The organism is Thalassobaculum sp. (assembly GCF_040219215.1).
Taxonomy (GTDB): Bacteria; Pseudomonadota; Alphaproteobacteria; order Thalassobaculales; family Thalassobaculaceae; genus Thalassobaculum_A.
In genome coordinates, this window is the sequence record NZ_JAVJSX010000019.1 from 86,034 (window position 1) to 112,555 (window position 26,522).

Sequence of the window (26,522 nt, forward strand, 5' to 3'; positions counted from 1 at the left end):
AGATGGCTAAGCCCGGACTGCGGCCTCGGCATCCTTGCCCAGGGCGGCAAGCGCGGTCGCCACGATGCCGGCGGCGTCGAGGCCGGCTTGGGCGTACTGCAACTCGGGCTTGTCGTGGTCGATGAAGCGGTCAGGCAGAACCAGCGGCCGCACCACCAGGCCGCGATCCAGCAGGCCTTCGGTGGCCAGGTAGTGCAGCACCTGTGAGGAGAAGCCGCCGATCGAGCCTTCCTCCACCGTGATCAGCAGCGCGTGCTCGGCCGCGAGGCGGCGCAGCAGCACGGTGTCGATCGGCTTGGCGAACCGGGCGTCCGCGACCGTGGTGGACAGGCCCCGGGCGGCCAGATCATCGGCAGCCGTCAGACACTCCTGCAACCGTCCGCCGAGCGACAACAGCGCGACCGATGTCCCCTCGCGCACCACCCGGCCCCGGCCGATCTCCAATGGCTGACCACGCGCCGGCAGCTCGACGCCCACACCCTCGCCGCGCGGATAGCGCACGGCGCTCGGCCGATCGTCGATGGCGGCAGCGGTTGCAACCATGTGAACCAGTTCGGCCTCGTCCGACGGCGCCATGATCACGAAACCCGGCAGGCAGGCGAGATAGGCGAGATCGAAGGCGCCGGCGTGGGTCGCGCCGTCTGCCCCGACCAGCCCGGCCCGGTCGATGGCGAAGCGCACCGGCAGGCTCTGGATCGCCACGTCGTGCACGACCTGATCGTAACCGCGCTGCAGGAAGGTCGAGTAGATTGCGGCAAACGGCTTCATGCCTTCGGCCGCGAGCCCGGCGGCGAACGTCACGGCGTGCTGCTCGGCGATGCCGACGTCGAACAGACGTTCCGGGAACCGCTTCTCGAACCGGTCGAGCCCGGTGCCGGTCGGCATGGCAGCCGTGATCGCGACCACCCGGTCGTCCGCCTCGGCCTCGGCGATCAGGCTGTCGGCGAACACGTTGGTGTAGGACGGCGCGTTGGCTTTCGGTTTCGCCTGGGTCCCGGTCACCACGTCGAACTTCGCCACGGCATGATACTTGTCGGCGCTGGCCTCCGCGAACGGATGGCCGCGGCCCTTCTCAGTCACCACGTGCAGCAGCACCGGCCCATGACCCGGGGTGTCCCGCAGGTTCTTGAGGACCGGCAGCAAGTGGTCGAGGTTGTGGCCGTCGACCGGCCCGACATACAGAAAGCCCAGTTCCTCGAACAGCGTACCGCCGGTGACCATCCCCCGGGCGAACTCCTCGGCCCGCTTTGCGGTCCGCTCGATCGCCTTGGGCAGATGCTGCGCCACCTGCTTGGCCATGTGGCGCAGCGAGCGGTAGGACCGCGACGACACGATCTGCGAGAGGTAGGCGCTCATGGCGCCGACCGGCGGCGCGATCGACATGTCGTTGTCGTTCAGGATGACGATCAGTCGGCTGTCCATCGAACCGGCGTTGTTCATCGCCTCATAGGCCATGCCGGCGCTCATCGCCCCGTCGCCGATCACCGCGACGACGTTGAACCGCTCGCCCTTCAGGTCGCGTGCCACCGCCATCCCGAGACCGGCCGAGATCGAGGTCGACGAGTGGGCGGCGCCGAACGGGTCGTACTCGCTCTCCGATCGCCGGGTGAAGCCGCTCAAGCCACCGCCCTGGCGCAGGGTCCGGATGCGGTCTCGCCGGTCGGTCAGGATCTTGTGCGGATAGGCCTGATGGCCGACATCCCAGATGATCTTGTCGCTTGGCGCGTCGAACACGTGGTGCAGAGCCACGGTCAACTCGACCACGCCAAGGCCGGCGCCGAGATGGCCGCCGGTCATCGAGACGGCGTCGATCGTCTCGGTGCGCAGTTCGTTGGCAAGCTGCTTCAGCGCGTCGATTCCCAGACCTTTCAGGTCGGCCGGGGTGCGCACCGTGTCCAGCAGGGGAGTCTTGTAGTCGACCATATGCGGTCCCTCACTTGGTCCGCGCGACGACGTAGCGCGCGGCCTCTCTTAGAAGATCGGCCTTCTCGTCGAACAGGTCGAGTGCCGTAATCGCCTGGTCGATCAAAAGACCGGCCTGCGAGCGCGCCCGCTCGGCTCCCAGAACCGACACAAAGGTCGCCTTGCCGACTTCGGCGTCGCGGCCGGTCGGCTTACCGATCCATTCGGAGTCCCCGGTCGCGTCCAGCAGATCGTCGACGATCTGGAACGCCAGCCCGAATTCCTGTGCGTAGTTGTGCAACGCCATGTACGCCCGGTACGGCCCTTTACCCAGGATCGCGCCGGACACCGCCGAGAACGCGAACATCTCACCGGTCTTCAAACGCTGCAGACGGGTAATGGCTCCAATGTCCATCTCGGTGCTTTCGGCCAGCAGGTCCATCATCTGGCCGCCGCACATGCCGCGACCGCCCGAGGCACGCGCCAGATCGCGAACCAGTTCGGCGCGCACCGCCGAGTCGGAGTGGGTTTCCGGCATCACCAGAGTCTCGAAGGCCAGCGCCTGAAGGGCGTCACCGGCCAGGATGGCGGTCGCCTCGTCAAATTCCTTGTGGCAGCTGGTCCGGCCGCGCCGCATGTCGGCGTCATCCATGGCCGGCAAATCGTCATGGATCAGCGAGTAGGTGTGCATGAACTCGACGGCCGCCGCGACCCGCGCCGCGCAGCGACGGTCGACGCCGAACTGCCGCGCCGACTGCATGACCAGGAACGGCCGCAATCGCTTACCGCCGGCAAAGGCGGAGTGACGCATTGCCGAGTACAACCGTGCCTCGGGGCCTTCCGGTTGCGGCAACAGCAGGTCCATCATGCGCTCGACGTCCTCGGCGCACTCCGCAAGCGCGGCCTGCAGGTCGACCATCGCTTCCTCCGCTCAGCCGTCGAGGCCGGTAGTGCCGCTGGGTTGTCCGCTTTCGTCGAGCTTGATCTTCTCGACCTTCAGCCGAGCTTCCTCAAGCTTCGCCTGGCAGTATTTCTTAAGCCGGGCGCCCCGCTCGTAGGCGGCGATCGCATCGTCCAGCGCGCCCTGGCCACGCTCCAGCGTCTCGACGATGCGCTCAAGCTCCTTGAGCGCGTCCTCAAAACTCAATGCCTCGATAGCGGTCTCCGGGGCAGCCCCGGCGGCGGTGTCGGTCGTCACGGCGTCCCTCCGAAAGAGGCGCGGAGTTTAGGCACCGGCTGATGGCGAGACAAGGGCAGCGGACCGCGACCGAGCGACGCGATCAAAACCAAACGTCGTTCAATCCAGTGCTTGAATGCCCCGTTAGCAGGTGAGAGTATCCCCGCCAACGCGCGGAGGTTGCACCTTGATCCGCTTTCTGAGACCCACATCCGAGCCAGCGCCGGTCGAACGACTCAAGGCCGAGATCGCCGATTCCGAGATGGAGCGGCTGCTCGATTCATGGCTTCACCTCGCCGTCGACGGCACATTGCCGGACAAGGCGAAGTTCGATCCGCTCGAGCACCCCGGCTTGCTGCCGCGCATGTGGATCTACGAGCTGACCGACGATCGCCGGGATTTCGTGGGCCGGCTGTGCGGCGAGGAAATCCGCCACGTCTGGGGCCAGACCACCAAGGGCCTGCCGTTGTCGCAGATTTCGTCACCCGACCGGTTTCGGACCAGCTATCGACGCTGGCTGTACTGCGTGACCGCTCCGGCCGTGTTGCTGGGTTCGTCGACCGAGCAGGCCCAGTTCGTCGTGAAGCGCCTCTCACTGCCGTTCACCGACCAACTTGGCCGACTTTATGTCATCGGCGCCAGCAGATACGACTTCCGCCATATCGACCCTTATGCCGGCCGTCATCCCTATCGTCACTCCCAGGCGGCGCTGGCCGTGCGGGCCAGCGATCTCACCCGACCCGCACACCGTGGCGCTCAGGCGGCAAGCAACTCGCGCACATGGGCCGCACAGCCCTCGCCGAGCGCCTGAAGGTCGTAGCCGCCCTCCAGGCACGACACCACCCTGCCGCCGCACACCCGGTCCGCAACCCGCAGCAGTTCCTGGGTGATCCAGGCGAAGTCCTCGGTCACCAGCGCGATCGACGCCAGCGGGTCGTCGATGTGAGCGTCGAACCCCGCTGAGATCATCAACAGATCCGGATCGAAGTCGACCAGCGCCGGCAGGATCACCTCGCTGTAGGCTTGGCGGAACTCCTCGCTGCCCGCCATCGGGTGCAGCGGCACGTTCAGGATGTTGCCGACCCCACGTTCGCCACGCGCGCCGGTCCCCGGATATAGCGGCATCTGATGGGTCGATGCATAGAAGACGCCGCCTGTCGCGGCGAAGGCCGCCTGGGTGCCGTTGCCGTGATGAACGTCGAAATCGACGATCGCGACGCGCGCCAGACCATGCACGGCCCGGGCGTGCGCCGCCGCGACCGCAACGCTGTTGAAGAAGCAGAATCCCATGGCCCGCATCGGCTCGGCATGATGCCCCGGCGGCCGGACGGCGCAGAACGCGTTTCGCGCCTCGCCGGCGAGAACGGCGTCCACAGCCGCGACCGCGGCCCCCGTCGCCCGCAACGTCGCCTCGCCCGTTCCCGGCGACATGACGGTGTCGGCATCGATCGCCGCAAGGCCGTGCGACGGCACCGCCGCCAGAACCCGCCGAACCATGACCTCGGGGTGCACGCGGGCAAGCTGCTCCAGGGTCGCGCTCGGCGCCTCGCGACGCTCCAGCGCATCGAATTCAGATGCCGACAGGGCCGCCAGAACCGCCTTCAGGCGGGCCGGGTGTTCCGGGTGCATGCGGCCCGGATCGTGGTTGAGGCAGGCCTCGTGGGTGAACAGAAGTGTTGTCATGGCGAAGAGCCTATTACGCGGCCCCGAGCGCCCGCAACAAGTGTACGCGCCCATCACAGTTGACGAGCGGAACCGGCGATGATCCTCTCGCGCCAAGCGCCCCTGTCGCGCGCGATCCGTGGGAGGAAACCACCATGAAACAGACCCTGACGGCGGCACTCGCCGCCGCCACGCTGACCTTTTCGGTCATCGCCGTACCGGCGGCGGCCGACACCCGCGTCACCCTGAAAGCGGCCAAGGCCGCGTCGTCCTACTACGCGATGGCCGTCCAGTTGTCCGAGGCCGCCAAATCGGCCGCCGGGCTCGACGTGACGGTCGAGGAGAGCCAGGGGTCGGTCCAGAACGTCAAGGAAGCGATCCGGCGGCCCGCCGGGTACGTGTTCACCTCTCCGCCGTCCCTGATCGCGTCGGCCCAGGCCGCCAAGAAGCCGTTCGAGGGCGAGACCGGATACGACGTGGTGCGCGGCCTGTTCCCGATTCCGTCGCTGACCATGCACTGGGTCGTGCGCGAGGATTCCGGCGTGAAGACGTTTGCGGATCTTGCCGGCAAGAGCTTCATCGCCGGCGGCAAGGGCAGCTTCGGCGAACGCAAGACCGGCGACGTGTTCGCAGCCTTGGGCATCGCCGACAAGGTCTCGTTCGTCGATGTCGAGTTGAACGCCGCCGTTCCGGCCCTGAAGAACGGCCAGGTGGCCGGCTTCGCCACCGCCGGATCCTATCCGGCGCCCAATGTCACCGAGGCTGGTGCCGGCACGCCGATCCGGCTGCTGAGCCTGAGCGCCGCCGATCTGGAGAAGGTCAAGGGCGACCAGCAGGTCATTCCGGCCGGCACCTATCCGGGCGTGAGCTATGATGTGACGACGATCTCGTTGCCGGTCAACGCCTACACCGTCGCCGCGACCGACGATGAAACCGCCTACAAGCTGACCAAGGCATTCTGGGAGAGCAAGGCCGCCATGGCGAAGAGCAATCCCTGGTGGGGCGGCGTCATCACCTCGATGCTGGCTGACATGGGTGCCACGTTGCACCCGGGTGCCGCCAAGTACTACGCCGAGGCCGGAATCGCCGTGAAGTGACGACGGCGAACGGCGTTCTCGTCGACCCGCTGAACCATCCGCTGGTTCGGCGGGTCGCTGTTGTCTGGGGGCTGATCGGCGCCGGGTACCATCTGTATCTGGTGTCGTCCGGCCTGTTGCCGAACCTGATCACCCGGCCGCTGCACCTGCTGCTCGCCCTGCCATGGGTGTTCCTGTTCGCGACGACCACCAGCCGCACGGCCCGTTGGAGCGGCTGGCTCGCCGCCGCGGTCGGGATGGCGGGCTCGCTGTGGGTCGCCCTCGACCGCGACACCCTGGTCGATCAGTACGGAGCTCTGAACGGTCCGTTCCAGACCGCCATCTCGGTTGCCCTCATCCTGGTGGTCCTGGAGATGGGTCGCCGGGCCATCAAATGGATCCTGCCGGCGGTAGCACTGGTGGCCCTTGCCTACGGCCTGTTCGGCGACCTGCTGCCCGGCCGGTTCGGCCACCCGGGATTTCCGCTCGAAAGCTTCCTTGGAACGCTGACGATCGCCGAGGGCGGCCTGTGGGGGCCTTTGACCGGCATCTCCGTCGACGTGGTCGCGGTGTTCGTGCTGTTGGGTGCGGTGATCGGTGCCGGGGAAGCCGGCCGGGCTTTCATGGCGATCGCGACCTGGAGCGCCGGCGGCCTGCGCGCCGGTGCCGCCAAGGTGGCTGTCGTGGCCTCCGCCCTGTTCGGATCGATCAGTGGATCGGCCTCGGCCAATGTGGCGTCCACCGGTGCGATCACCCTGCCGACCATGAAGCGGCTGGGCTATCCGGCATCGCTGGCGGCCGCGGTGGAGGCGGTGGCGTCGACCGGCGGCCAGATCATGCCGCCGCTGATGGGTGCCGGCGCCTTTGTGATGGCCGAGTTGTTGACCCGCCCGTACACCGACATCGTGGTGGCCGCCACGTTGCCCGCCATCCTGTTCTTCGCCGCGGTCTGGATCGGCGTCGACCGTCAGGCCGCACGCGCCGGGCTCGCGCCGATGCCTGCCGACGAACGGCCGAGCGGGCGGGCAGTGCTGCGCCTTCTGCCGTTCTTCGCGCTGCCCTTCGGCGTGCTGCTGGTTGTGCTGTTCGGCAGCGGCCGGACACCGCAACTGGCCGCCGGTGCCGCCATCGCCACCGCCCTCATGCTGCTGCTGGTCGACGAGCGCCTGCGGCCGGTACCCCGCCTGTTCCTCGACCGGATCGGGCGCGCGGCGGTCGACGCCGGCCGCCAGACCGCCGGGATTGCCGCGATCATCGTGTGTGCCGGGCTGATTGTGGGCGTGCTGAACCAGACCGGGCTCGGGGTAAAGGTCACCTCGGCAATGATCGCGCTGTCCGGCGGACACCTCTGGGCGGCACTGCTGCTGACGGCGCTCGCCTGCCTGATCCTTGGCATGGAGGTTCCGACCACCGCGGCCTACGTGATCTGCGTGGCGGTCGCCGGGCCGGCGCTGATCGAGCTCGGCCTGCCGCCGCTGGTAACCCACCTGTTCGTGTTCTGGTACGCGCTGCTGTCGACCATAACGCCGCCGGTATGCGGCACGGTGTTCATTGCTGCCGGGATGGCCGACGCGCCCTGGCTCGCGGTTGCCGGCCGCGCGCTCAAACTTGGCCTGGGCCTGTACTTGGTGCCGATCGCGTTTGTCGTGCAGCCCGCCCTGCTCGATCCGCTTGGCCAGCCGTTCGAGGCGACCGTCGCGTTTCTGCGGATCGGAGCCGCGCTGTGGCTGGTGTCGGCTGCACTGGCCGGCGGAGAGGATGCTTTGGCCCGCTCATGGCTGCGCCTGAGCTTCCTGGTTTCCGGATTGGCCCTGCTGCTCGTGCGACTGGTTTGAGGACCTGCCGCGTTAGGTAATCGACGATCCTGTTCGCAGCTGCGAGGATTCGTTGATATAAATCCGGGTCCGGCAAGGTGTCCGGGCGCTGTTCGAGTTTGCCAGGATGCGCCACATGTTCCCCAGTTATCGCACCGCCCTGCTCCTGATCGGTGCTTTGGGACTTTTGGCATCCGGGCCTGCCTATGCCCAGTCCGCGCCGGCGGCGCCCGCCAAGGAACGCAAGGAGGCGGTCGGCGTCGATCCGGTGCGCCTGGAGCCGCTCAGCCAGACCATCGACGTTCTTGGCCGTCTCGTCGCCCGCCAGAACGGCGTGGTGGCGGCGCGTGCCGCCGAGCGGGTGGCTATCGTCGAGGTCCAAGTCGGCGACCGCGTGAAGCGTGGGGATGTCCTGGCCCGCCTCGCCGACGACCGTCTGGCCAGCGAACGGCAGCTCCGTGCCGCATCCAGCGAAGCCGCACGTGCGGCGGTCGCACGGGACCGCGCAACGCTCGCCAAGGCGCGCCAGGCCTTGGAACGCCATGACCAGCTCAAGGGCTCCACCGCATACCGCAAGGACCGCACCGAGGACGCCCAGCGGGACGTCGAGATCGCCCAGGCGGCACTGGCCCGCTCCCAGGCGGACGCCGCCGCGGCGATGGCGCAACTGGAGTTGGCCGAGATCGCCGTCGCCGACGCGAGCGTGCGGGCGCCATATGACGGGGTCGTGACGATCAAGCACACCACGGCCGGGGCCTATGTCAGGGTCGGCGATCCGGTGGTCAGCCTGTTGAACGATTCCGAGATCGAGATCGAAGCCGACATCCCCGCCGACCGATTGGCCGCCCTTCCGCCGGGCACCACGATCGAAGCCGAGGTTCAAAACGGCGGGCACATCTTCGCCGCCGTCCGGGCCATCGTTCCGGAGGAGAATCCGCGGACCCGGACCCGGGCCGTGCGGTTCGTGCTGCAGGCCGACAACAAAGTGCAGAACGACATCGCCGCCAACCAGTCGGTGGTCCTGCACATCCCGGTCGGCGGCACCCGCGATGCGCTGACGGTGTCCAAGGACGCCATCGTGCGCAACGGCGACCGCGAAGCGGTGTTCGTCGTGCTCGACGGCAAGGCCGTCTACAAGACGGTGGCGCTCGGTGAAAGCCTGGGCAGCCGATACGAAGTTCTGCAGGGGCTGAGCGCCGGAGATGTCGTGGTTGTCCGCGGCAATGAAGGCCTGCGATCCGGCCAAGCCGTGCAACCCCAATCCTAACGCGAGGCCGCCATGGACATCATCCGCGCCTCGATTGAACGCCCGATCGCCGTCCTGGCGACCGTCCTCATGGTGGTGCTGTTCGGCTATGTCGCGCTGGTCAGCATCCCGATCCAGTTGGCGCCCGACGTCAATCAGCCGGTCATCAGCGTGCGGACAAACTGGGCCGGTGCCGCACCGGCCGAGGTCGAGCGCGAGATCACCAACCGCCAGGAGGACGAGCTGCGCGGCCTTGAGGGCCTGCGCAGGATGACCAGTCAGTCGGAGATTGGACGAGCGTCGATCGAGCTCGAGTTCCTGATCGGCACCGACATGAACAAGGCCCTGCTGCTGGTTGCCAACCGGCTCGACCGGATCAGTGGCTATCCGGACGAAGCCGAAGAGCCGATCTTCGACACCGCGGGTTCCGACGACAACGCCATCGCCTGGATGGTGCTGATGGCAGGACCGGGCAACGAGCGCCGGATCGGCACCTACTACGACTTCGCCGAAGACATCATCAAAGACCGGATCGAGCGGGTCCCCGGCATTGCCCGTATGAACATCTACGGCGGCAGTCAGCGCGAGATTCAGGTGATCGTCGATCCGGAACGCCTGGCGCGGTTCCAGATCACCGTGCCCCAGGTGGTCAACGCATTGCGCCAGGCGAACGCATCGATCTCCGGCGGTGCCGTCGAAGAAGGCAAGCGCCGCTACACGGTACGCACCCAGGGTGACCTCGACAGCCCGGCCGCGGTCCGCGAGGTGGCCCTTCGCACCGACACCGACCCGGCAACCGGCCGCGTCGCCCGCGTGACCGTCAACGATGTTGCCGACGTCACCTTTGACTACAAGGAAGCGGTCTCCAACATCCGCCGCTTCGGCGTACCGGCGATCGGCATGCCGATGTACCGGGAGACCGGTGCGAACGTGATCGAGACCATGGCTGGTGTAAGAGCCGCGATCGACGAGCTGCGGCGCGACTACCTGCCGGCGCAGAACCTGATCCTGCAGCAGGTCTACGACGAGACCACCTACATCAACTCGGCGATCGATCTGGTCACCCAGAACATCTACATCGGAGGCGCGCTGGCAGCCGTCGTGCTGTTTACCTTCCTGCGCTCCTGGCAGGCCACGCTGGTGGTCTCGCTGGCAATCCCGGTGTCGGTCATCGGCTCGTTCGTGGCCATGGCGGCCCTGGGCCGTTCGATCAACGTGGTATCGCTGGCCGGCATCGCGTTCGCGGTAGGCATGGTGGTCGACGCCGCGATCGTGGTGCTGGAGAACATCTTCAGGCTCCGCCAGCAAGGCCACAGCGCGCGGGAAGCGGCCTACCGGGGCGCCGCCCAGGTTTGGAGCGCGGTGCTGGTATCGGCACTGACCACCGTCATGGTGTTCCTGCCAATCCTCATCATGGACCTGGAAGTCGGCCAGTTGTTCCGCGACATCGCGGTCGCCATCTCGGTGTCGGTCCTGTTGTCGTTGCTGGTCTCGGTAACCGTGATCCCTGCACTGGCGGGCCGGCTGCTGGGCGCAAACCCGGATAGCGCCGGTGCGCGGCGGGTTCCGTTGCTGGACCCGGCAGCGGCTGCCTTCAAAGCCGGCGCCCTGGCGCTGACCCGTCATGCCATTCGACGGAAATCCGTCGCCATCGGCCTGATCCTGGGCCTGACCGCCGTCACGTCGGTGATCACCTGGGCGATGTTGCCAAAGATCGACTATCTGCCGAACGGTAACCGCAATCTGGTCATCGGCTGGGTCCAGCCACCCGCCGGATACAACCTGGATACGATGACGTCGATCGCCGGCCGGATCGAAGACGCCACCCGGTCCCTGTGGAACGTCGATGGCGGACCGGTGTCAAGCGAGGACGGAAAAGTCCGGATCGACCAGTTCTTCTTCGCCGCCTTCCGGGCCAACGCAATCGTCGGCGCCTCTGCGGCTGATCCGAGCCGCGCCGGCGAACTGATCAAGCCGATGCGTGACGCGGCGTTCCAGGAACCCGGCACTTCCGGATTCTTCCGCCAGACGTCCTTGTTCGGACGCGGTGTTGGCGGTGCGCGGGCGATCGATCTGGAGATTGCCGGCGGCAGTCTGGAACAGATCGTCGACGTCGCCGGGCGGGCTGCGCGAAAGGTTGGGCAGGCCCTGCCGCGCGAAGGTGGCACCCAGATGCGGCCCCGCCCCGGCCTGACACTGGGCGCGCCGGAAGTGCGGGTGGTGCCGAACCGCCTGCGCCTTGCCGACAATGGTGTGACCGCCGTCGAACTCGGGCAGACCGTGGACGCGTTCAACGACGGCATGCGGGTTGCCGAAGTGACGGTGGCCGGCGAGCGCATCGACCTGACCCTGCGGGGCCCGTTCAAGCAGATCACCGAAACCCAGGGCATCCGCGACTTGCCGGTGGTCACATCGTCCGGAACCATTGTCCCGGTCGGCTCGCTCGCCGACGTGTACGAGACGACCGGTCCGACCGAGATCCGCCACAGCGAGCGGGCCCGCACCATCACCCTGCAGATCAGCCCGCCGGCGGCGATGCCGCTCGAGCAGGCGATGGATATCATCCGTGAGCAGGTTATCGAACCGTTGCAGGCGGAAGGGTTGCCGGCTGGAACCAAGCTGCTGATGTCGGGCACCGCTGACAAGCTGACCGAGACCTGGAATGCGATGGTCCTCGACCTCGCCCTGGCGTTGGTCATCGTCTACCTGGTCATGGCGGTGCTGTTCGAGAGCTTCTTCTATCCGCTGATCATCATCTTCTCGGTGCCGCTGGCCACGGCCGGCGGGGTCATCGGCCTGTTCCTGCTGAACCAGCTCTACCAGCAGAATCTCGACATGCTGACCCTGCTCGGCTTCGTCATCCTGATCGGCACGGTCGTCAACAACGCGATCCTGCTGGTCGACCAGACCCTCTATCACCTGCGCCGCGAGGGCATGAGCCCGGCGGACGCCATCCTGGAGGCAACCAGCAACCGTATCCGGCCGATCTTCATGTCCACCCTGACCAGCGTCCTGGGCATGATGCCGCTGGTCCTGATGCCGGGCGCCGGGTCGGAACTGTACCGCGGCCTGGGTTCCGTGGTGGTGGGCGGACTGTCGCTGTCGGCGGTCCTGACCCTGGGCCTGATCCCGTCGATGCTGTCCTTGTTCATGGCCGCCATCGAAGGCAGGTCGGTCAAGGCCCGTGCAACCGGATCAACGGGTACGGCGGTGAAGGGCGAAGCGCCGGCCGAGTAGCCGTCCCGCCATGCGTGTTGCGAGCCGGTTCACGAACACAACCTACAATGCGATAGAGTATGTTAACCTTTGCTGGGACATAGTTGGGGACGTCTCGATAGTTTGACGATGGGATCTCGGGGGCGCCGGCATGACGCCGCAGCAATTCGTGAGCATACTGCAGGAGCATGAGGCTTGGCTGTCCAAGGGCCGTGGCGGCGTTCGGGCAAACCTTGCCCGCCAGAACCTCGCCGGGTTCTCGCTTGAGGGCGCGCGCCTGCGCGGCGCCAAGCTGTCGGGTTCCGATCTGACCCGTGCCATCCTGGTCCGCACCGACCTCAGTCAGACCGACCTGTTCTGTGCGGTGCTGGACGGGGCCGACGCAAAGGGCGCGAGTTTCGAAAAGGCCGATCTGCGCGGCGCGAACATCCGCAACGTCAACTTCAACGGCGCGAACCTGCGGGGCGCGGACTTCCGCGGCGGCACCCTGATGTTCGGCTCCGATGGCGAGGACGGCAGCCGCGAGGCGCCGACCCGCAACGAGCGGGGCGCCGATCTCTCGAATTCGGCCATGGCCAACACCAACCTCGCCGGCGCCAATCTGTCGGGCGCAAACCTGTCGAGCGTCAATCTTCGAAACGCCAACCTGGAAGGCGCCGACCTGTCGAACTGCATCCTGTCGGAGACCGATTTCACCGGCGCCAACCTGCAGGACGCCAATCTCAAGCACGCATTCATCAACAGCACGATCTTCAAGCACGCCAATCTCGCCGGTGCCAACATCGATGGCTGCGACATGTCATCCGCCAATCTGACCGGCGCCAACATGGTTCGCAGCGAGGATTCGCTGCCGTCCGACGTCCGCGACACGCTCAACAACCACTACGTCTGGATTCGCGAAGACGGCCGGCTCGGTCAGCGCGCAACGCTGGTCAATACCGACCTGACCTACATCGACATTCCCGGGGTCAACCTGTCGGGCGCCGACCTGCACGGATCGGACCTGACCGGAGCAAACCTGTCCGAGGTGTTGCTGGTGATGTCGGACCTGGGGAAGTGCACCCTGGAAGGCGCCAATCTGTCGAAAGCGTCGCTGGAGGGCGTCAACCTGTCCGGCGCCAATCTCACGGGCGCCAATCTGCAGAACTCGATCATCGGGCCGGTCAATCTGAAGGACAGTAAGGGCAAGCCGACCGGGCGGCTCTGGCCGGCCAACCTGTCGGGCGCCAAACTGAATGACGCCAGCCTTCGCGGCGCCAATCTTCGAGGCGCCAACATGTCCCACTGCGACCTCACCGGTGCCGATCTCGCGGGTGCCGACATCACCGGCTGCAACTTTACCGATGCCCTTGTCGGGATCGATCAGTTGGATGCAGCGGTGAACAACGAGGCCGCCCCCGTCTGAGGTCCCCGAGCAACGCGCAAAGTGTGCCCGGTTCCTGATCTGCAAGATGCGCGCGCAGTTCAGAGAGAATGCTTGCGGAGCCGGATACAATCTTGCCGACGACCTTCGACTCTCTTTGACCCGGTGCGCGCAGGAATTTCCGCCACGCGGCAGCCGAAATGTGGAAACATCCTTTTAACCTCTTCTCAGTAACGGTATGAGATGATGGAGCAACCGAGCAAAACGCTCGGCACACAGTCATTAGCGATGAACGCAAACTTGACAGCCAGCCCATCAGCCGCCCGCAGCCGAACGCTTGCAACGATCAGCGACCAGTTGGAGCGGCTGGCGATGCGCGTCGCCGATGATGTGGCGCGCTACGCTGATGCCAAGGCCGGCTCCGCAGGCGCGGGATTCGTCATCTACTACTTGACCGACAATTCCGGCGAACCGTTGAAAACCACGAATGCCGGGGATTTCGGCATCTCCCTTGACGACATTCAACGGACCAGCGGCTACGCACATCTCAGCAGCTACTGCGAGGAGTTGTCCTTGTCACTGCGCATCGACGAGCACTACTACGCAGATGAACCTCGGCCGACGAAGATCTATCGGGTCGTCGTCGACGGCTGGAACTGATCCCGTTCGATGTCGATGACCCCTGACCAGATCCTGGACATCATCTCGAGCCACGAGCGCTGGCTGCAGCGCCGATCGGGCGGAGCCCGCGCCAACCTGTCGGGCTGCAATCTCGCGGATTTCAACCTGGTGCAGGTCAACCTGCAGTCCGCCAAGCTCTCCGGCGCGTACATGGCACGGGCCATCCTCTCCGGTGCCGACCTGTCATACTCGGACATGTTCTGCGCCAACCTGGACGGCGCGGACTTGAACCACGCCCTGCTGATTCGTGCCGACCTGCGGGGCGCGTTCATGCGCGGCTCGAACCTGGCTGGTGCCAATCTGAAAGAAGCCGACCTGCGCGGCGGCGCATTGATCAGCGGTAACCCGGCGGCACCGGCGACCATCATCCGCTCGAACATCGGCCAGTCCGACATGGACGAGGCAGACATGGGCGGTGCCAATCTCTCCGGCACCGACCTGTCGCATTCCAGCATGATCGGCGCGACGCTGGAAAAGACCCTGCTGTGTGGGGCCAATCTGTCGGGCGTCAACCTGGAGGGCGCCAACCTGCAGGGGGCGGACCTTTCCGGCGCCAACCTGTCGAGCGCGCGAATCGTCGGCGCCAATCTCTCCGGCGCCAACCTGTCGGGCGCACTCATCCATCGCACGATGTTCCAGAAGTCCGAACTGCAGGGTGCCATTCTGGAGAACGTCGATCTCTCCACCGCCGATCTCTCGGGCGCCAACCTGACCTCAGGCGACGGACGGGGCCTGTCCAGATCGTTGCGCGACATCCTGCACGAACACGCGGTCTGGATCCGCGAACAGGGACGTGGCGGATCACGCGCGCAGTTGGCCAAGACCGAGTTGACCGGCATCGATGTGTCTGACGTCAACCTGTCCGGTGCCGATCTGCGTGAGGCAGTCCTGGTCAGCGCGGTCATGCGGCGGACCAGTCTGGTAATGTCCGATCTGTCCGGCTCGGATCTTTCCGGCGCCGATCTCAGGGATGCCGAACTGGCCGGTATAAACCTCGCCGGTGCCAACCTGACGGGTGCCCGGATCGCCGGCGCCGACCTGACCTCGGTTGAACTGAAGGGCCCGGACGGTCAGCCGACCGGACGGCTATGGGTATCCAACCTTTCCGGAGCGGTTCTGGTCAACGCAGACCTGACGGGCGCCCGCCTGACTGGCGCGAACCTGAAGGGCGCCGACCTGACCGGCGCGAAGCTCGCTCGGGCTCAACTGAAAGGCGCCGATCTGGATGGCGCGCGCGTGACGGCCCAGCAGCTTGCCCAGGCGATCGTCTGACCGGCACCGGGACAACACCACCCAGCTACCAGCCGTTCACGCGATCCCAGAACGCCTCGACCGGCTGCTCGTCGCCCTTCTCGCTGCCGTCAACCACGGCGTACCTGTCATACATCGCCGCCGTCATGCAGACGTGGTTCGGCAGCACCCGCACTCGCGAGCCGATCGGCAGAACCCCGAACGGCACCCCTCCGGCACCGGCCAGACGGCCATGCTCCTGGTGCACCGCCTCAACGCACAGCCCCGGCAGCGGAAGGCCGAAGACGTCGGTCACCAGACCGAACCCCCGATCGATCGGTTGCGCGCCGGTCGACCGGTCCTTGGACAGAGCCAGCGCACCGGCGTCGATATGGGCGGTCCCCTCATCCGGACGGTGATTGATCACCGTACCCAGCACCGTCAGCGCAATCTCGTCGATGCCGCAGCACCCGACCCCCGCCTGGAACAGGTCCATGAACATATACACGCCGGGGCGGAACTCAGTGACACCATCCAGGTGCTTGGCGAACAGCGCACCGGGGGTCGATCCGACGCTGACCTCCCGGCAGGGAATGTCAGCCTCGCGGATGCGGCGGGCTGCCGCAACGGCGCCCGCCCGTTCGGCTTCGGCAATCACCGCCACCGCCGCCGCGTCGGTGCAGCCGTAGGTGTGTCCGGCGTGGGCGAGGACCCCGCGGACTTCCATCCCGCCGTCGTGCAACGCACGGGCCGTTGCCAACAGCGCATCGGAATCGGCGGCGACGCCTCCCCGGTGCTCGCCTACGTCAACTTCGATCATCACCGCAAAGCGCACCCCGAATTCACCTCCGGCGCGGACGATCTCCGCTGCCACCGCCGTGCTGTCCGTCGTGATCGCCAGATCCACGCCGTCGCGCAGCAAGGCTGCCGCCTCCGGCAGCCGGTTCGGTGCGATGCAGTTGGCGTGCACGATGTCGCGGACGCCATTCTCGGCAAAGTACTTGGCTTCGCGCAGGGTCGACACCGTGACCATGAGGGGTCCGGCACCAACGGCCCGCCGTACGACCTCGGCCGACTTTGCGGTCTTGCCGTGCGGCCGCAGGCGAACGCCCAATTCCGAAGCCCGTCCGCGCATCCGGGCGAGGTTGTGCTCAAGCTTGCGCCGGTCCAGCACCAGATGCGGCGTGGGAAGATCCCTGATCAGCATGTCCCGCCTTCCACTGTCGTTCACAGGCTGCTCATGCAACCCGGTGCATCAGATCCTGCCCGTCGCGCAATCGCCTGATGTTCTCGACCGCGATCGACAGGCTGCGTTCCAGGGTCCCAAGGGTAAAGAACGCCACGTGTGGTGCCAGGACCACCCGGTCGAGCCCCAACAGCGGGTTGCCGGGCGAAGTCGGCTCCTCGGCGAACACGTCGAGACCGGCCCCCATCAACCGCCCGGTGCTTAGGGATGCAATCAACGCGTTCTCGTCCACCAGACCGCCTCGTGCGGTGTTGATCAGGATCGCTCCGGGCTTCATCGCGGCCAGCGCGTCACGGTCAAGCCAGTGCCGGGTCTCGTCGGTCAGGGGCATGTGCAGGGAGAGGATGTCGGATCGGGCGAGCAGTTGCTCCTTGTCGACCCAGGTTCCAATCGCGTTGGACTTCGCGGTCCGGCAGCAATAGATGACCTCCGCGCCCATGGCCGCCAGAACCGGCGCCAGCATCTCCGGTACCGAGCCATAGCCCGCCAAGCCCACGGTTCGACCGGCCAGTTCGCCCAGCGTGTCCTGCATCTCCTTGGGCCAGCCCCAGCCCTCGCCGCGTCGGGTACGGGCATCGAATACCGGCAGCCGACGCAGGCATGCCAGCATCAGCAGCAGCGTCATTTCCATCACGGCCCGGCTGTTTGAGCCCGGCATGTTGCACACGGCAATCCCGCGCCGTTTGGCCGCTTCCAGGTCGATCGTATTGACCCCCACCCCGATCTTCTGGATCAGGCGCAGACGCGGTGCCGCCGCCATATGGGCCTCGGTCACGGGCTTCAGGTTGTGCAGCAGAACGTCGGCGTCGGTCAGCAGCCGGGCGAACCCGTCGTCATCGTCCTCCGGGCAGGTCGAGATCTGTATCCGATCGGCCGTCGCCAATGCAGACAGCCGCTCGGCCAGCCACGGACCGACATCGTAGTGATAGATGGCCTTCATGCCCGCCGTCCTTCTACACTTGGCCCCACGGATAGATTGATCGCTTCGGCAATGCGTGGCCAGTTGGCACGACCTCACCCAGGCGCAGTCCTTCGTTCCACTTTGCCATGCGCTCCGACCGGGCGAACGACCCAACCTTGAGCTGAGGAATGCCCCATCCGACCGCCAGGTGGACGATCGTGACATCCTCGGTCTCGCCTGAACGCGCCGACACGATCGCTCCCCAACCGGCCGACCGCGCTGCCGCCAGTGCCTCCGCCGTCTCTGTGAGCGTTCCGATCTGGTTCGGCTTGATCAATGCGGTGTTGCCCGCCCCGGCTTCGGCAGCCGCCCGGATTCGAGAGGCGTTGGTCGTCACCAGATCGTCGCCGACAATCTGCACGCCCCGCGGTGCAGCCTTCGCGAATGCCGCCACACTGGCAAGGTCGTCCTCGGCGAGCGGATCCTCGATCGACACAATCGGATAGCGCGCCAGCCAGCCGAGCAGCATTTCCGACAACCCGTCGGAGTCGATCTCCCGGCAATCGCGCGCCAATCGGTACCGGCCCTGCTTGCCGAAGTCACTGGCCGCGATGTCCAGGGCAATCGCCACCTCGTCTCCGGGAATCCGGCCCGCCCTCTCGATCGCCCGCACCAGGAGGTCAAGGGCGTCCTCGTTGCCATCGAATGCCGGCCACCAACCGCCTTCGTCGGCCACCCCCTGAAGCCGGCCCGCCTCGGCCAGCAACTCGCCGGCCGCCCGATAAACTTCCGCCGTCCAGTCGAGCGCGGTCGGATAGTCCGGGGCACCGACCGCAATGACCATGAAGTCCTGAACGTCGACCCGCCGCGCAGCGTGCGCACCACCGCCCAGGATCTGGATCTCGGGGAGCGGCAACGGGCCCGGGCTGTCTCCCGCCAGATGACGCCACAAGGGAGTACCGTGGACCGCTGCAGCCGCATGGGCGAGCGCCATCGACGTCGCCACGATCGCATTGGCGCCCAGCTTGGATTTGTCGGCCGTGCCGTCGCAGGCGATCAGATCGCGATCCAGCACTCCCTGCTCGACCACCGAGCGGCCCATGAGCGCGTCGGCAATCGGTCCGGCTACCGCAGCCACGGCTTCTCGGACATCCCGGCCGCCGAACGCCGTTCCGCCATCACGCTTGTCCAGCGCCTCGGCCGATCCGGTCGAAGCACCCGCGGGGGCGATGGCGCGGCCGACGGCGCCACCTGCACAGCGGATCTCGACCTCCACCGTCGGTCGTCCACGGCTGTCCCACACCCGGCGTCCGATCACCTGTTCGATCCGGTCGCTCACCCGCCAATCTCCCTTGTCCAGTCCGCGCGAAGGTCGGCCAACCGCTCGAACGGGCTGGCAAGCCAGGCCCGTGCCGCGTTTCGGACCCGATTGCGATCAGTTTCGTCGGTCAGGTACTCAACCGGCGACTTGCCATCGATCCGCGCCAGGAACAGGCCCGGCAACAAGGTCGCCACGCGCGCCTCGACGGTATCGACCGGCTCCCAGTCGACGTGCGAGCGGTAGCCTGTCCACAGCGCGTCGAAGGACGCCAGCAGATCTGATGCAACGCCCGGCACCCACAGCGTCTTCAGGAGCAGGTGGTTCAGACAGAAAGCGACGTCGAACGCCGGGTCGCCCCACCAGGCGCATTCGGCGTCGAGCAGGACCGGACCGTCGGGGCCGATCTGGATGTTCTTCGGGCTGACGTCGCCGTGAACGAGACACCAGCGGGTTTCCGCGGTCCGCGCCACCAAGGCCGCCAGGACGTCCGCGCGATCCGGATGCGCCCGTGCGGCGGCCTCCAGATACGGTTCAAGCCGGATGGCGTGGAAGATCGCATCGGTGGCGAAATCGACCGCCAGTTCCGGGCGTGCAGCCGTGCCGGCATGGATCCGACCCAATCGATCCCCGACCGCCCAGGCAACCGCGGGATCCGCCACCCCGGCTGCCAGGTCGGCCTTCCACAAGCGGTGCGACGACGGATCGAGCCACGCCATGGCGAACAGTCCGGCCTCCGCGTCGTGGCCGAGCAGTTCCGGAACCGCCGAAGGCACTTCGGCGCGCGCCTCCCTGAACCAGGCGACCTCGAAGACATTGCGTTCAACGGGAGCCAGCCATTCCGCGGCGACCTTCAAGCGAGCCAAGGCCCGCTTCACGCAGAATGCCCCGCGGGCCGAATCGATCCGCCAGATATCGGACGCCACCCCACCCGTCAGTGCCGTCGCAACCGGAATCTCTCCGGCACCCACCAGTTTCATACGGCGCAATGCATCCAGGACTTCGACCGGGAGATGGCTGGACATCGGGCGATAAATTCCGTGGGGTACGGTGATGACGGATACGAAGCAGCGCGCAGACGCGACAACCGATCCTCCCGTGAACACCCCGACGCTGGCAACCCCGGTCCGTCGGCGAAACGTGCTTCTGATTACGGACGATCAGGTACACAACACTCCGGACGGGCCAACGGCCCGGCTGGCCAGCACGCGCCTGCGGCTGCTGGTTGCGCTCAAGGCGCTCAATGCTCACGGACATCAAGCGGCATTGGTCGCGAACACCACACCCGAACACATCGAAGGCAGCCAGAATTTCATAGATGCCGACCACATCGTCATCGGCAAGGTGTTCCAGAACTACCGCGGGCTGGCCGACCGAGCCCGACGCCTCGGCAAGTCCGTCACCCTCGACGTCACCGACGATCTGGCGCGCTACCAGGCGCTGGCGCCGATGCACGCCCTGACCGAGCACGTCCACGCCTTCACCGCCTCGTCCGAAGGGCTGGCGGCACTTGCCCGCAGCTGGTCCAAGACAGGCGCGCCGGCCTACCGGATTGACGACCCGCTGGACGAGTCGCTGCGGCCGGTAGGCGGCGACCTTCGACGACGGCCCCTGCGCCTGATCTGGTTCGGTTCGCCAACCAACGCACGGTACCTGAACCCTCAAGTGCCTGGACTGCTCAAACTTGCCGGGCAGTTTCCGCTCGAGCTCTCCCTGGTATCGACGGGCGCACACCTGTTCGAGGGTTTGGTGGAGCGGTACCGGGACGGCCATGCCGGGCTGACGGTGCGCTACACCGAATGGTCCCCGGACAGCCAGCGGCGGGGACTTGAACATGCCGATCTGGTGATCCTGCCGGGCGATCTCGACGCCGACTCCGCATTGAAGAGCGCGAACCGACTGATCACTGCGATCGCGGCCGGACGGTTCTGCGTGGCTTCGCCGCTGCCGGCGTACAGGACGCTGGCCGACTACGCTCTGCTGGTCGACGATCTGGCCGCCGGAATCGAAGCCGCGACGCAGATCCCATCAGCGTCGATCGACGCCGCCATCCGCTCCGGTCAGACCTTCATCGCCGAAACCTACAGCCCGGCGCTCATCGGCGAACAGTGGGTCGACGTCCTGGCCCGGATCAGCGATTCAGCTCCCAGACCATGAGCTGAACGGTCTTGGCCCCGTTCTCGGTGTCCTGGGTGCCCACACCTCTAAAGCCGAGCCGTTCGTGGAAGCGCAGCGAGCGGTCGTTCGACGGCCGCAAGTTGACCTCGCAGGCCAACCGTGAAATGCCGCGCTCCCGAACGACCAGTTCAAGGTTCCTGTACAGCGCCGCACCGATACCGGCTGACCGGACGTCGGGATCGACGACAACACGATCGATGTAGAGGAACCCGTCATAGCGTTCCTCAAACCACCGGTAGTTCAGGCTGCCATAGTCGAGGCCCGGCGCCAGCGCGATCATCAACCCGACCAGACGGTCCCGGATCACGGCCACCTGGAAATGGGGAGCGATCTTCAAGAACCGCTGAAGATCGCCGCGGTCGAGTTCATTGACCGCCGGCACCGCTGCGTTGTTGAGCACCAGAAGCCGGTCGAGGTCGGCCTCGACACCGGGTCGGATTGCCAGCTCCGGCATCACACGACCCGACCGCGGCGACCGCGGCGACGCGGCGCACCCGGCTGCTCCACGCCGAGCAAGTCCAAGATGCGATCAACCTCGATCAGATCGCTGGTGTCGCAAACACCGCGCGTCGACCGGATGAGATCGGCGCTCAGCGACGAAACATCGGTCGGGGTGCCGCCCAGCTTGGCCTGCGCATCGGTCCGCCAGCACGCTTGCCCCAGCAACGCGAGCATCGTCTGGCCGAAATCCAATCCGCCGATCACCGAGGACGTCAGCGCCAGCCGCCGGCGTGGCGCCCGCGCGCCCTCGATGGTCGATGCCATTACCAAAGCTCGCCGCATCGTCGTCACCGCCGATACGCCCGGCTCCATCAGCCCGGCCACCGCAGCGTCCGAGCAGCCTGCATCCGCTGCAACAAGCGCCGCCAGGGCCGACGAACGGCCGTGGGCGTCATCCGGAACACTCATGACCGTATCGTCCGCCAGAACCGCTTCACCGGGACGCAGCGCCGGATGCCGGACCGGTCGCGCCGCCCCCATCTCATCAGCGATCCAGACGACGCCACCGACCGCCATGGCAGCGGAAGGCGTGGCCGGCAAGGCCAGAAGCGGAGGCAGCGCCGATGCATCCACCGGCACACCCTCGCCGCCGGGATCGCAGGCGAGAGCACTGTACGGACTGCGCTGGCCAGCCATGAGCGCTGCTCCCTTCGCGACATCCATCGCCACGGCACTGCCGATCGCGATCAGCGCATCGCAGTTCTCGAAGTGATAGCTGGCGACGGCGTCGGCCACGACCGAGATGGACGGCGTCGTAGCCCGGTCGAAGCACCACACCGCCAGTTCGGCCGCCTCCAGCGCGTGGACCAGCGCAAGCGCCTGGGGGGTCGCTGTCAGAGATCCACCTCCCACAAGCATCGGCCTCGTCACGCGTCGTGCCCGACACCAGTCAACGATGGCCGGCAGTGCCGTTGTGGACAACCGCGTCGCAACCGGCCCCGACCACAAGTACTCAATGCCATCCATCGTCTAGATTTCCCGTCGCATCTGAAGACCGCAGGCCAATGCCCGCCTCGGCCGGATGGCCGCGAATCCTCTTTGGTTCCACCGCTTCGGCCGCTACGCAAGTTTCCATTTACCATAACCGTTTGACATCTCCAGACGCTCGCCCAATGATTTCGCCGATACGAAGCGGCGGAGGCGGAAGTCGTTCGTCGTGTTGCGGACGGCGCGGGGACGACGCCGGGGTCGACTGAAGACGCCAACCAAGATCGATAAAAATGCGTCTCGACCATCAATCTCGGAATGTCGCAGCCGCCTAGGATTACGGCTTCCTGGGCCCGTGAGATGCGGGCAACGACAACGAACGGGAGAGACGGGAGCAGATCATGGACAAGCGCAAATCGGGGGCAAACCACCCCTATATCCCCGAGCTGAAAGAGCAGCTCAGCCGGGGAGAGGTCGATCGCCGCGAGTTCCTTCGGACGATCACATTGCTCGGCGTATCAGCCGGCGCAGCGTATGCGATGGCAGGCCAGATCCTCGGTGAGGGAATGGTGGCGCCGGCCCGTGCCCAAGGCAAACCGGGCGGTACCTTCAAGTTCGCCATGAAGGTCCAGGAAATGACCGATCCGGCGACGTTCGATTGGACGGAGAAGTCCAATGTCGCCCGTCACGTTGTCGAGTATCTCACGATCACCGGCCCGGACAACGTCACCCGGCCGTACCTCGCGGAAAGCTGGTCGGCGTCCGAGGATCTCAAGACGTGGGAATTCAAGCTGCGCAAGGGCGTGAAGTGGAACAACGGCGACGACTTCAACGCCGACGACGTGGTCCACAACTTCACACGCTGGCTTGACCCGAAGACCGGTTCGTCGAATGTCGGCCTGTTCTCCGCCATGGTCGAGGACGTCGACACCGGCAAGAAGGACGACAAGGGCAACGCGGTCATGTCCAAGCGCATGACCAAGGGCGCCGTCGAGAAGGTCGACAGCCACACCGTGCGGCTGCACCTCAACTCGCCGGTCCTGTCGATCCCGGAGAACCTCTACAACTACCCGACCGCGATCGTGCACCGGAAGTTCGACGAGATGGGTGCCAACCTGTCCAAGAACCCGATCGGCACCGGCCCCTATGAACTGACGAAGTTCACCGTCGGCAGCCAGGCGGTCCTGACCCGACGCAAGGACCCGTACTGGGGCGGCGAGGTGTTCCTCGACGAGATCCACTACATCGACCTTGGCGAGGACGCATCGGCCCAGGTTGCCGCCATCGCTTCCGGTCAGGTTGACGGCATTTACGAAGTCGATGTCAGCCAGCTCGACGTCTACGACGCCCTGCCTGGCGTGAAGGTCTACGAGGCGGCGACCGCGCAGACCGCGATCGGCCGGATGAAGGTCACCGAGAAGCCGTTCGACGACATCAAGGTACGCAAGGCCGTTCAGCTTTGCATGGATACCGATGCGATCCTGAAGATCGCCTATCGGGGCCGCGGCCAGGCTGGCGAACACCACCACGTCTCGGCGATCCATCCGGAGTACTTCAAGCTGCCGAAGCCGAAATATGACCCGGCAGCGGCCAAGGCCTTGCTGGCGGAGGCCGGCTTCAAGGACGGCATCACGCTGAAGATCGACTTCGGCCAGACCTCCGGTGCTTGGGAACTGGCGGCCATGCAGGCGTTCAAGGAGCAGTGCGCGCCGGCCGGCATCAACCTTGAACTGAGCCCGGTTCCGGCGGCGACCTATTGGGGCATCTGGACCACCACACCGTTCGGGTTGACCTCCTGGACCCACCGCCCGCTCGGCGTGATGGTGCTGAACCTGGCCTATCGCTCCGGAGTGCCGTGGAACGAGTCCGGCTACGCCAATCCGGAGTTCGACAAGGCCCTGGATCAGGCAAGCGCCATCCTGGATGTGAACAAGCGGAAAGCGGCCATGGAGAAGGTCGAGAAGATCCTCCAGGACGACGCCGTCATGGTGCAGCCGATCTGGCGCTCGGTGTTCTCGGCCACGACCGACAAGGTGCATGGCTACACAACGCACCCGACCCTGTACCATCAGTGGCACAAGGTCTCGCTCAGCGCCTGAGGCGACGAGCGAACGTCAGGCGGTGCTCCGGCACCGCCTGACGACCTTATAGACGCATGATCGCGCGCATCTGTAGCGCGCCACCGGGGGAAGCGGTCTTCGGCGCCGTCCGATGAAACCGTATCGCGGGAGGCGAACCGAGCGATGCTGATCTTTCTCGCCAAGCGCCTTGGATACCTGCTGTTCACCATGGTCGTGGTGTCGATGCTGGTGTTCCTGGTTCTGGAGCTCGACCCGAGCAACGTCGCCCAGAAGGTTTTGGGTCCCTATTCGAACGACGAACAACGCCAGCTCTGGATGGAAGCCAACGGCTACCTCGAGCCCCTGCCGATCCGCTACGCGAGCTGGCTGGGCAACTTCATGATCGGCGACTTCGGAATGTCGACCCGGTTCAAGGTCCCGGTGGTCGATATTCTCCTCCCCCGCCTCGGCAATACCGGTCTTCTGGCACTCGGGGTCCTGCTGGTCATGGTCCCGCTGTCGCTGCTGCTGGGTGTCCTGGCCGGCATGAAGGAAGGCTCCGTTCAGGACCGGACGATCTCGGTGTTCTCGATCGCCACGACCTCGATCCCTGAGTTCGCCTCCGGCGTGTTCCTGGTGGCGATCTTCGTTCTCTGGCTCAAGCTCCTGCCCGGCGTCAGCAACATGATCGGCGGTTTCGACATCGCCCAGATGGTGCTGCCGGTCGCCGCACTTGTGCTCTACGGCTTCGGCTACATCACCCGCATGACCCGGGCGTCGATGGCCGAGGTCATGCAGACCCATTACATCCGCACCGCCATCCTCAAGGGCGTGCCGCATCGGCAGGTGATCCTGAAGCACGCGCTTCGCAACGCGCTGATCGCACCGTTCACGGTGATCATGCTGCAGATCAACTGGCTGCTCTCGGGCGTGATCGTCATCGAGTACCTGTTCGCCTACAAGGGCTTCGGCTCGCTGTTGCTGGAAGCCGCTCTCAACAAGGACATCTTCGTCATTGAGGCCTGCACCATGGTGGCCGTCCTGGTCGCCGTCGGTACGCAAACCCTGGCGGACATCGGGTACATGTACCTGAACCCGCGCATCCGGTTCAGTTGAGGAGAGCGCGATGGTCGCAAGTGCGGAAACCGAAGAACCGGTAGCGCAGCGCCAGTCCGGGCTGACCCGAGTCGTCAAGGCCATCGGCCTGCTGCGCGAAAGCCCGGTCGGGATGATCGGCGCCGGCATCGTGCTGGCCTGGGTCATCGCGGCGATCCTGGCCCCGGTGCTGGCGCCGTTCGACCCGAACGCCACCATCATGCCGTTCCAGAGACCGGGTGCCGTCGACCCCGCATCCGGCGCCACGTTCTGGCTGGGTACCGACAAGATCGGCCGGGACATCCTGTCGCGGATCATCTATGGCGGACGCCGTGTTCTGATCTACGGCCCGATTGCCACCGTTGCAGCCTACGCGGTCGGCATCATCATGGGGCTGGCCGCCGGGTACTTCCGCGGATGGTGGGACGCGGTCCTGTCCCGCGTGTCCGACATCGTGCTGTCGTTTCCGATCTTCGTTCTCTACGTGATCGTGATCTCGACCTTCGGCGCCTCCGGCCTGAACATCGTGCTGGCGATTATCTTTGCCTCGGCACCGGGCATCATGCGTATCGTGCGCGGCCTGACCCTGGACCTGCGCAACCGCGACTACGTGGCGGCGTCGCAGACCCGCGGCGAGAGCGCGCTGTACATCATGTTCGTCGAGATCCTGCCGAACGCCCGCGGACCGCTGATCGTCGATGCCTGCCTGCGGCTGGGCTACGTGACCATCACCATCGGAACCCTCGGCTTCCTCGGTCTCGGACTGCCGCCGCCGGATCCGGACTGGGGCGGCATGGTCAACGAGAGCCGGGCATTGGCGCCCGCCTTCCCGCACATGATCGTGTATCCGTGCCTCGCCATCTCGTCGCTGGTTCTCGGCCTGAATCTCCTGGCCGACGGGCTGCGCGAAATCGCCATTCGGGACTGAG

At 66.1% G+C, this 26,522-nt stretch carries 22 protein-coding genes; 12 read left to right on the plus strand and 10 right to left on the minus strand.

The window, feature by feature from the left end; all coding sequences use genetic code 11:
- Positions 1 to 6: 6 nt before the first annotated feature.
- The 3 genes from dxs to RIC54_RS14570 are packed head-to-tail and all read right to left on the minus strand — an operon-like array spanning position 7 to position 3,100.
- Positions 7 to 1,923: a 1-deoxy-D-xylulose-5-phosphate synthase gene (gene dxs / locus RIC54_RS14560; protein WP_350084911.1), complete on the minus strand. Its 1,917-nt coding sequence runs from the start codon at positions 1,921 to 1,923 to the stop codon at positions 7 to 9.
- Positions 1,924 to 1,933: 10 nt separating this feature from the next.
- Positions 1,934 to 2,821: a polyprenyl synthetase family protein gene (locus tag RIC54_RS14565; protein ID WP_350084912.1), complete on the minus strand. Its 888-nt coding sequence runs from the start codon at positions 2,819 to 2,821 to the stop codon at positions 1,934 to 1,936.
- 12 nt (positions 2,822 to 2,833) lie between these two features.
- A complete protein-coding gene (locus tag RIC54_RS14570; protein ID WP_350084913.1) occupies positions 2,834 to 3,100 on the minus strand; it encodes an exodeoxyribonuclease VII small subunit in 267 nt (88 codons plus the stop codon).
- A gap of 166 nt (positions 3,101 to 3,266) precedes the next feature.
- Here RIC54_RS14570 and RIC54_RS14575 point away from each other — a divergent pair, with 166 nt between their 5' ends.
- Positions 3,267 to 3,890: a PAS domain-containing protein gene (locus tag RIC54_RS14575; RefSeq protein WP_350084914.1), complete on the plus strand. Its 624-nt coding sequence runs from the start codon at positions 3,267 to 3,269 to the stop codon at positions 3,888 to 3,890.
- Here RIC54_RS14575 and RIC54_RS14580 read toward each other — a convergent pair.
- Positions 3,836 to 4,762, minus strand: a complete 927-nt coding sequence (locus RIC54_RS14580; protein ID WP_350084915.1) for a histone deacetylase family protein — start codon at positions 4,760 to 4,762, stop codon at positions 3,836 to 3,838. The genes RIC54_RS14575 and RIC54_RS14580 overlap by 55 nt on opposite strands.
- A gap of 134 nt (positions 4,763 to 4,896) precedes the next feature.
- On the opposite strand from RIC54_RS14580, the gene RIC54_RS14585 reads away from it, so the two are divergent.
- From RIC54_RS14585 to RIC54_RS14615, 7 genes are all read left to right on the plus strand, one after another.
- Positions 4,897 to 5,838, plus strand: a complete 942-nt coding sequence (locus tag RIC54_RS14585) for a TAXI family TRAP transporter solute-binding subunit (RefSeq protein ID WP_350084916.1) — start codon at positions 4,897 to 4,899, stop codon at positions 5,836 to 5,838.
- Positions 5,835 to 7,652, plus strand: a complete 1,818-nt coding sequence (locus RIC54_RS14590; protein ID WP_350084917.1) for a TRAP transporter permease — start codon at positions 5,835 to 5,837, stop codon at positions 7,650 to 7,652. Before RIC54_RS14585 ends, RIC54_RS14590 begins: the two co-directional genes overlap by 4 nt.
- 115 nt (positions 7,653 to 7,767) lie before the next feature.
- Complete coding sequence (locus tag RIC54_RS14595) at positions 7,768 to 8,898, plus strand: efflux RND transporter periplasmic adaptor subunit (RefSeq protein ID WP_350084918.1); 1,131 nt, start codon at positions 7,768 to 7,770, stop codon at positions 8,896 to 8,898.
- A 12-nt stretch (positions 8,899 to 8,910) separates the two neighbouring features.
- The gene (locus tag RIC54_RS14600) at positions 8,911 to 12,114 is read left to right on the plus strand and encodes an efflux RND transporter permease subunit (protein WP_350084919.1); all 3,204 of its coding nucleotides are present in this window, start codon (positions 8,911 to 8,913) and stop codon (positions 12,112 to 12,114) included.
- 148 nt (positions 12,115 to 12,262) lie between these two features.
- Entirely contained in the window at positions 12,263 to 13,498 is a 1,236-nt protein-coding gene (locus RIC54_RS14605) for a pentapeptide repeat-containing protein (RefSeq protein WP_350084920.1), read from the plus strand.
- Positions 13,499 to 13,699: 201 nt separating this feature from the next.
- Entirely contained in the window at positions 13,700 to 14,116 is a 417-nt protein-coding gene (locus tag RIC54_RS14610) for a hypothetical protein (RefSeq protein WP_350084921.1), read from the plus strand.
- A gap of 9 nt (positions 14,117 to 14,125) precedes the next feature.
- Positions 14,126 to 15,409 carry a pentapeptide repeat-containing protein gene (locus RIC54_RS14615; protein WP_350084922.1) on the plus strand — a complete coding sequence of 428 codons (1,284 nt, stop codon included), beginning with the start codon at positions 14,126 to 14,128 and terminating at the stop codon, positions 15,407 to 15,409.
- 25 nt (positions 15,410 to 15,434) lie between these two features.
- On the opposite strand, the gene RIC54_RS14620 is transcribed toward RIC54_RS14615, so the two are convergent.
- Genes RIC54_RS14620 through RIC54_RS14635 form a run of 4 tightly spaced genes read right to left on the minus strand, consistent with a single transcriptional unit; the run spans position 15,435 to position 19,857 of the window.
- A complete protein-coding gene (locus RIC54_RS14620) occupies positions 15,435 to 16,574 on the minus strand; it encodes an alanine racemase (RefSeq protein WP_350084923.1) in 1,140 nt (379 codons plus the stop codon).
- Positions 16,575 to 16,605: 31 nt separating this feature from the next.
- The gene (locus tag RIC54_RS14625; RefSeq protein ID WP_350084924.1) at positions 16,606 to 17,553 is read right to left on the minus strand and encodes a 2-hydroxyacid dehydrogenase; all 948 of its coding nucleotides are present in this window, start codon (positions 17,551 to 17,553) and stop codon (positions 16,606 to 16,608) included.
- 13 nt (positions 17,554 to 17,566) lie between these two features.
- Positions 17,567 to 18,853 carry a phosphopyruvate hydratase gene (eno, locus tag RIC54_RS14630; protein ID WP_350084925.1) on the minus strand — a complete coding sequence of 429 codons (1,287 nt, stop codon included), beginning with the start codon at positions 18,851 to 18,853 and terminating at the stop codon, positions 17,567 to 17,569.
- The gene (locus tag RIC54_RS14635) at positions 18,850 to 19,857 is read right to left on the minus strand and encodes a phosphotransferase family protein (protein ID WP_350084926.1); all 1,008 of its coding nucleotides are present in this window, start codon (positions 19,855 to 19,857) and stop codon (positions 18,850 to 18,852) included. Before RIC54_RS14635 ends, eno begins: the two co-directional genes overlap by 4 nt.
- A gap of 28 nt (positions 19,858 to 19,885) precedes the next feature.
- Between RIC54_RS14635 and RIC54_RS14640 the strand changes: the two genes are divergently transcribed.
- A complete protein-coding gene (locus tag RIC54_RS14640) occupies positions 19,886 to 20,989 on the plus strand; it encodes a glycosyltransferase (protein ID WP_350084927.1) in 1,104 nt (367 codons plus the stop codon).
- Here RIC54_RS14640 and RIC54_RS14645 read toward each other — a convergent pair.
- Together RIC54_RS14645 and RIC54_RS14650 are read right to left on the minus strand one after the other, a co-directional pair.
- Entirely contained in the window at positions 20,964 to 21,464 is a 501-nt protein-coding gene (locus RIC54_RS14645) for a GNAT family N-acetyltransferase (protein WP_350084928.1), read from the minus strand. The genes RIC54_RS14640 and RIC54_RS14645 overlap by 26 nt on opposite strands.
- On the minus strand, positions 21,464 to 22,477 hold the full coding sequence (locus tag RIC54_RS14650; RefSeq protein WP_350084929.1) for an iron-containing alcohol dehydrogenase: 1,014 nt from the start codon (positions 22,475 to 22,477) through the stop codon (positions 21,464 to 21,466). Before RIC54_RS14650 ends, RIC54_RS14645 begins: the two co-directional genes overlap by 1 nt.
- Positions 22,478 to 22,839: 362 nt before the next feature.
- Between RIC54_RS14650 and RIC54_RS14655 the strand changes: the two genes are divergently transcribed.
- The 3 genes from RIC54_RS14655 to RIC54_RS14665 all read left to right on the plus strand — a co-directional run bounded on the left by RIC54_RS14655 (position 22,840) and on the right by RIC54_RS14665 (position 26,521).
- A complete protein-coding gene (locus RIC54_RS14655; RefSeq protein WP_350084930.1) occupies positions 22,840 to 24,537 on the plus strand; it encodes an ABC transporter substrate-binding protein in 1,698 nt (565 codons plus the stop codon).
- 144 nt (positions 24,538 to 24,681) lie between these two features.
- Positions 24,682 to 25,614: an ABC transporter permease gene (locus RIC54_RS14660; RefSeq protein ID WP_350084931.1), complete on the plus strand. Its 933-nt coding sequence runs from the start codon at positions 24,682 to 24,684 to the stop codon at positions 25,612 to 25,614.
- A 10-nt stretch (positions 25,615 to 25,624) separates the two neighbouring features.
- Positions 25,625 to 26,521 carry an ABC transporter permease gene (locus RIC54_RS14665; protein ID WP_350084932.1) on the plus strand — a complete coding sequence of 299 codons (897 nt, stop codon included), beginning with the start codon at positions 25,625 to 25,627 and terminating at the stop codon, positions 26,519 to 26,521.
- The last annotated feature ends 1 nt before the right edge of the window (position 26,522 follow it).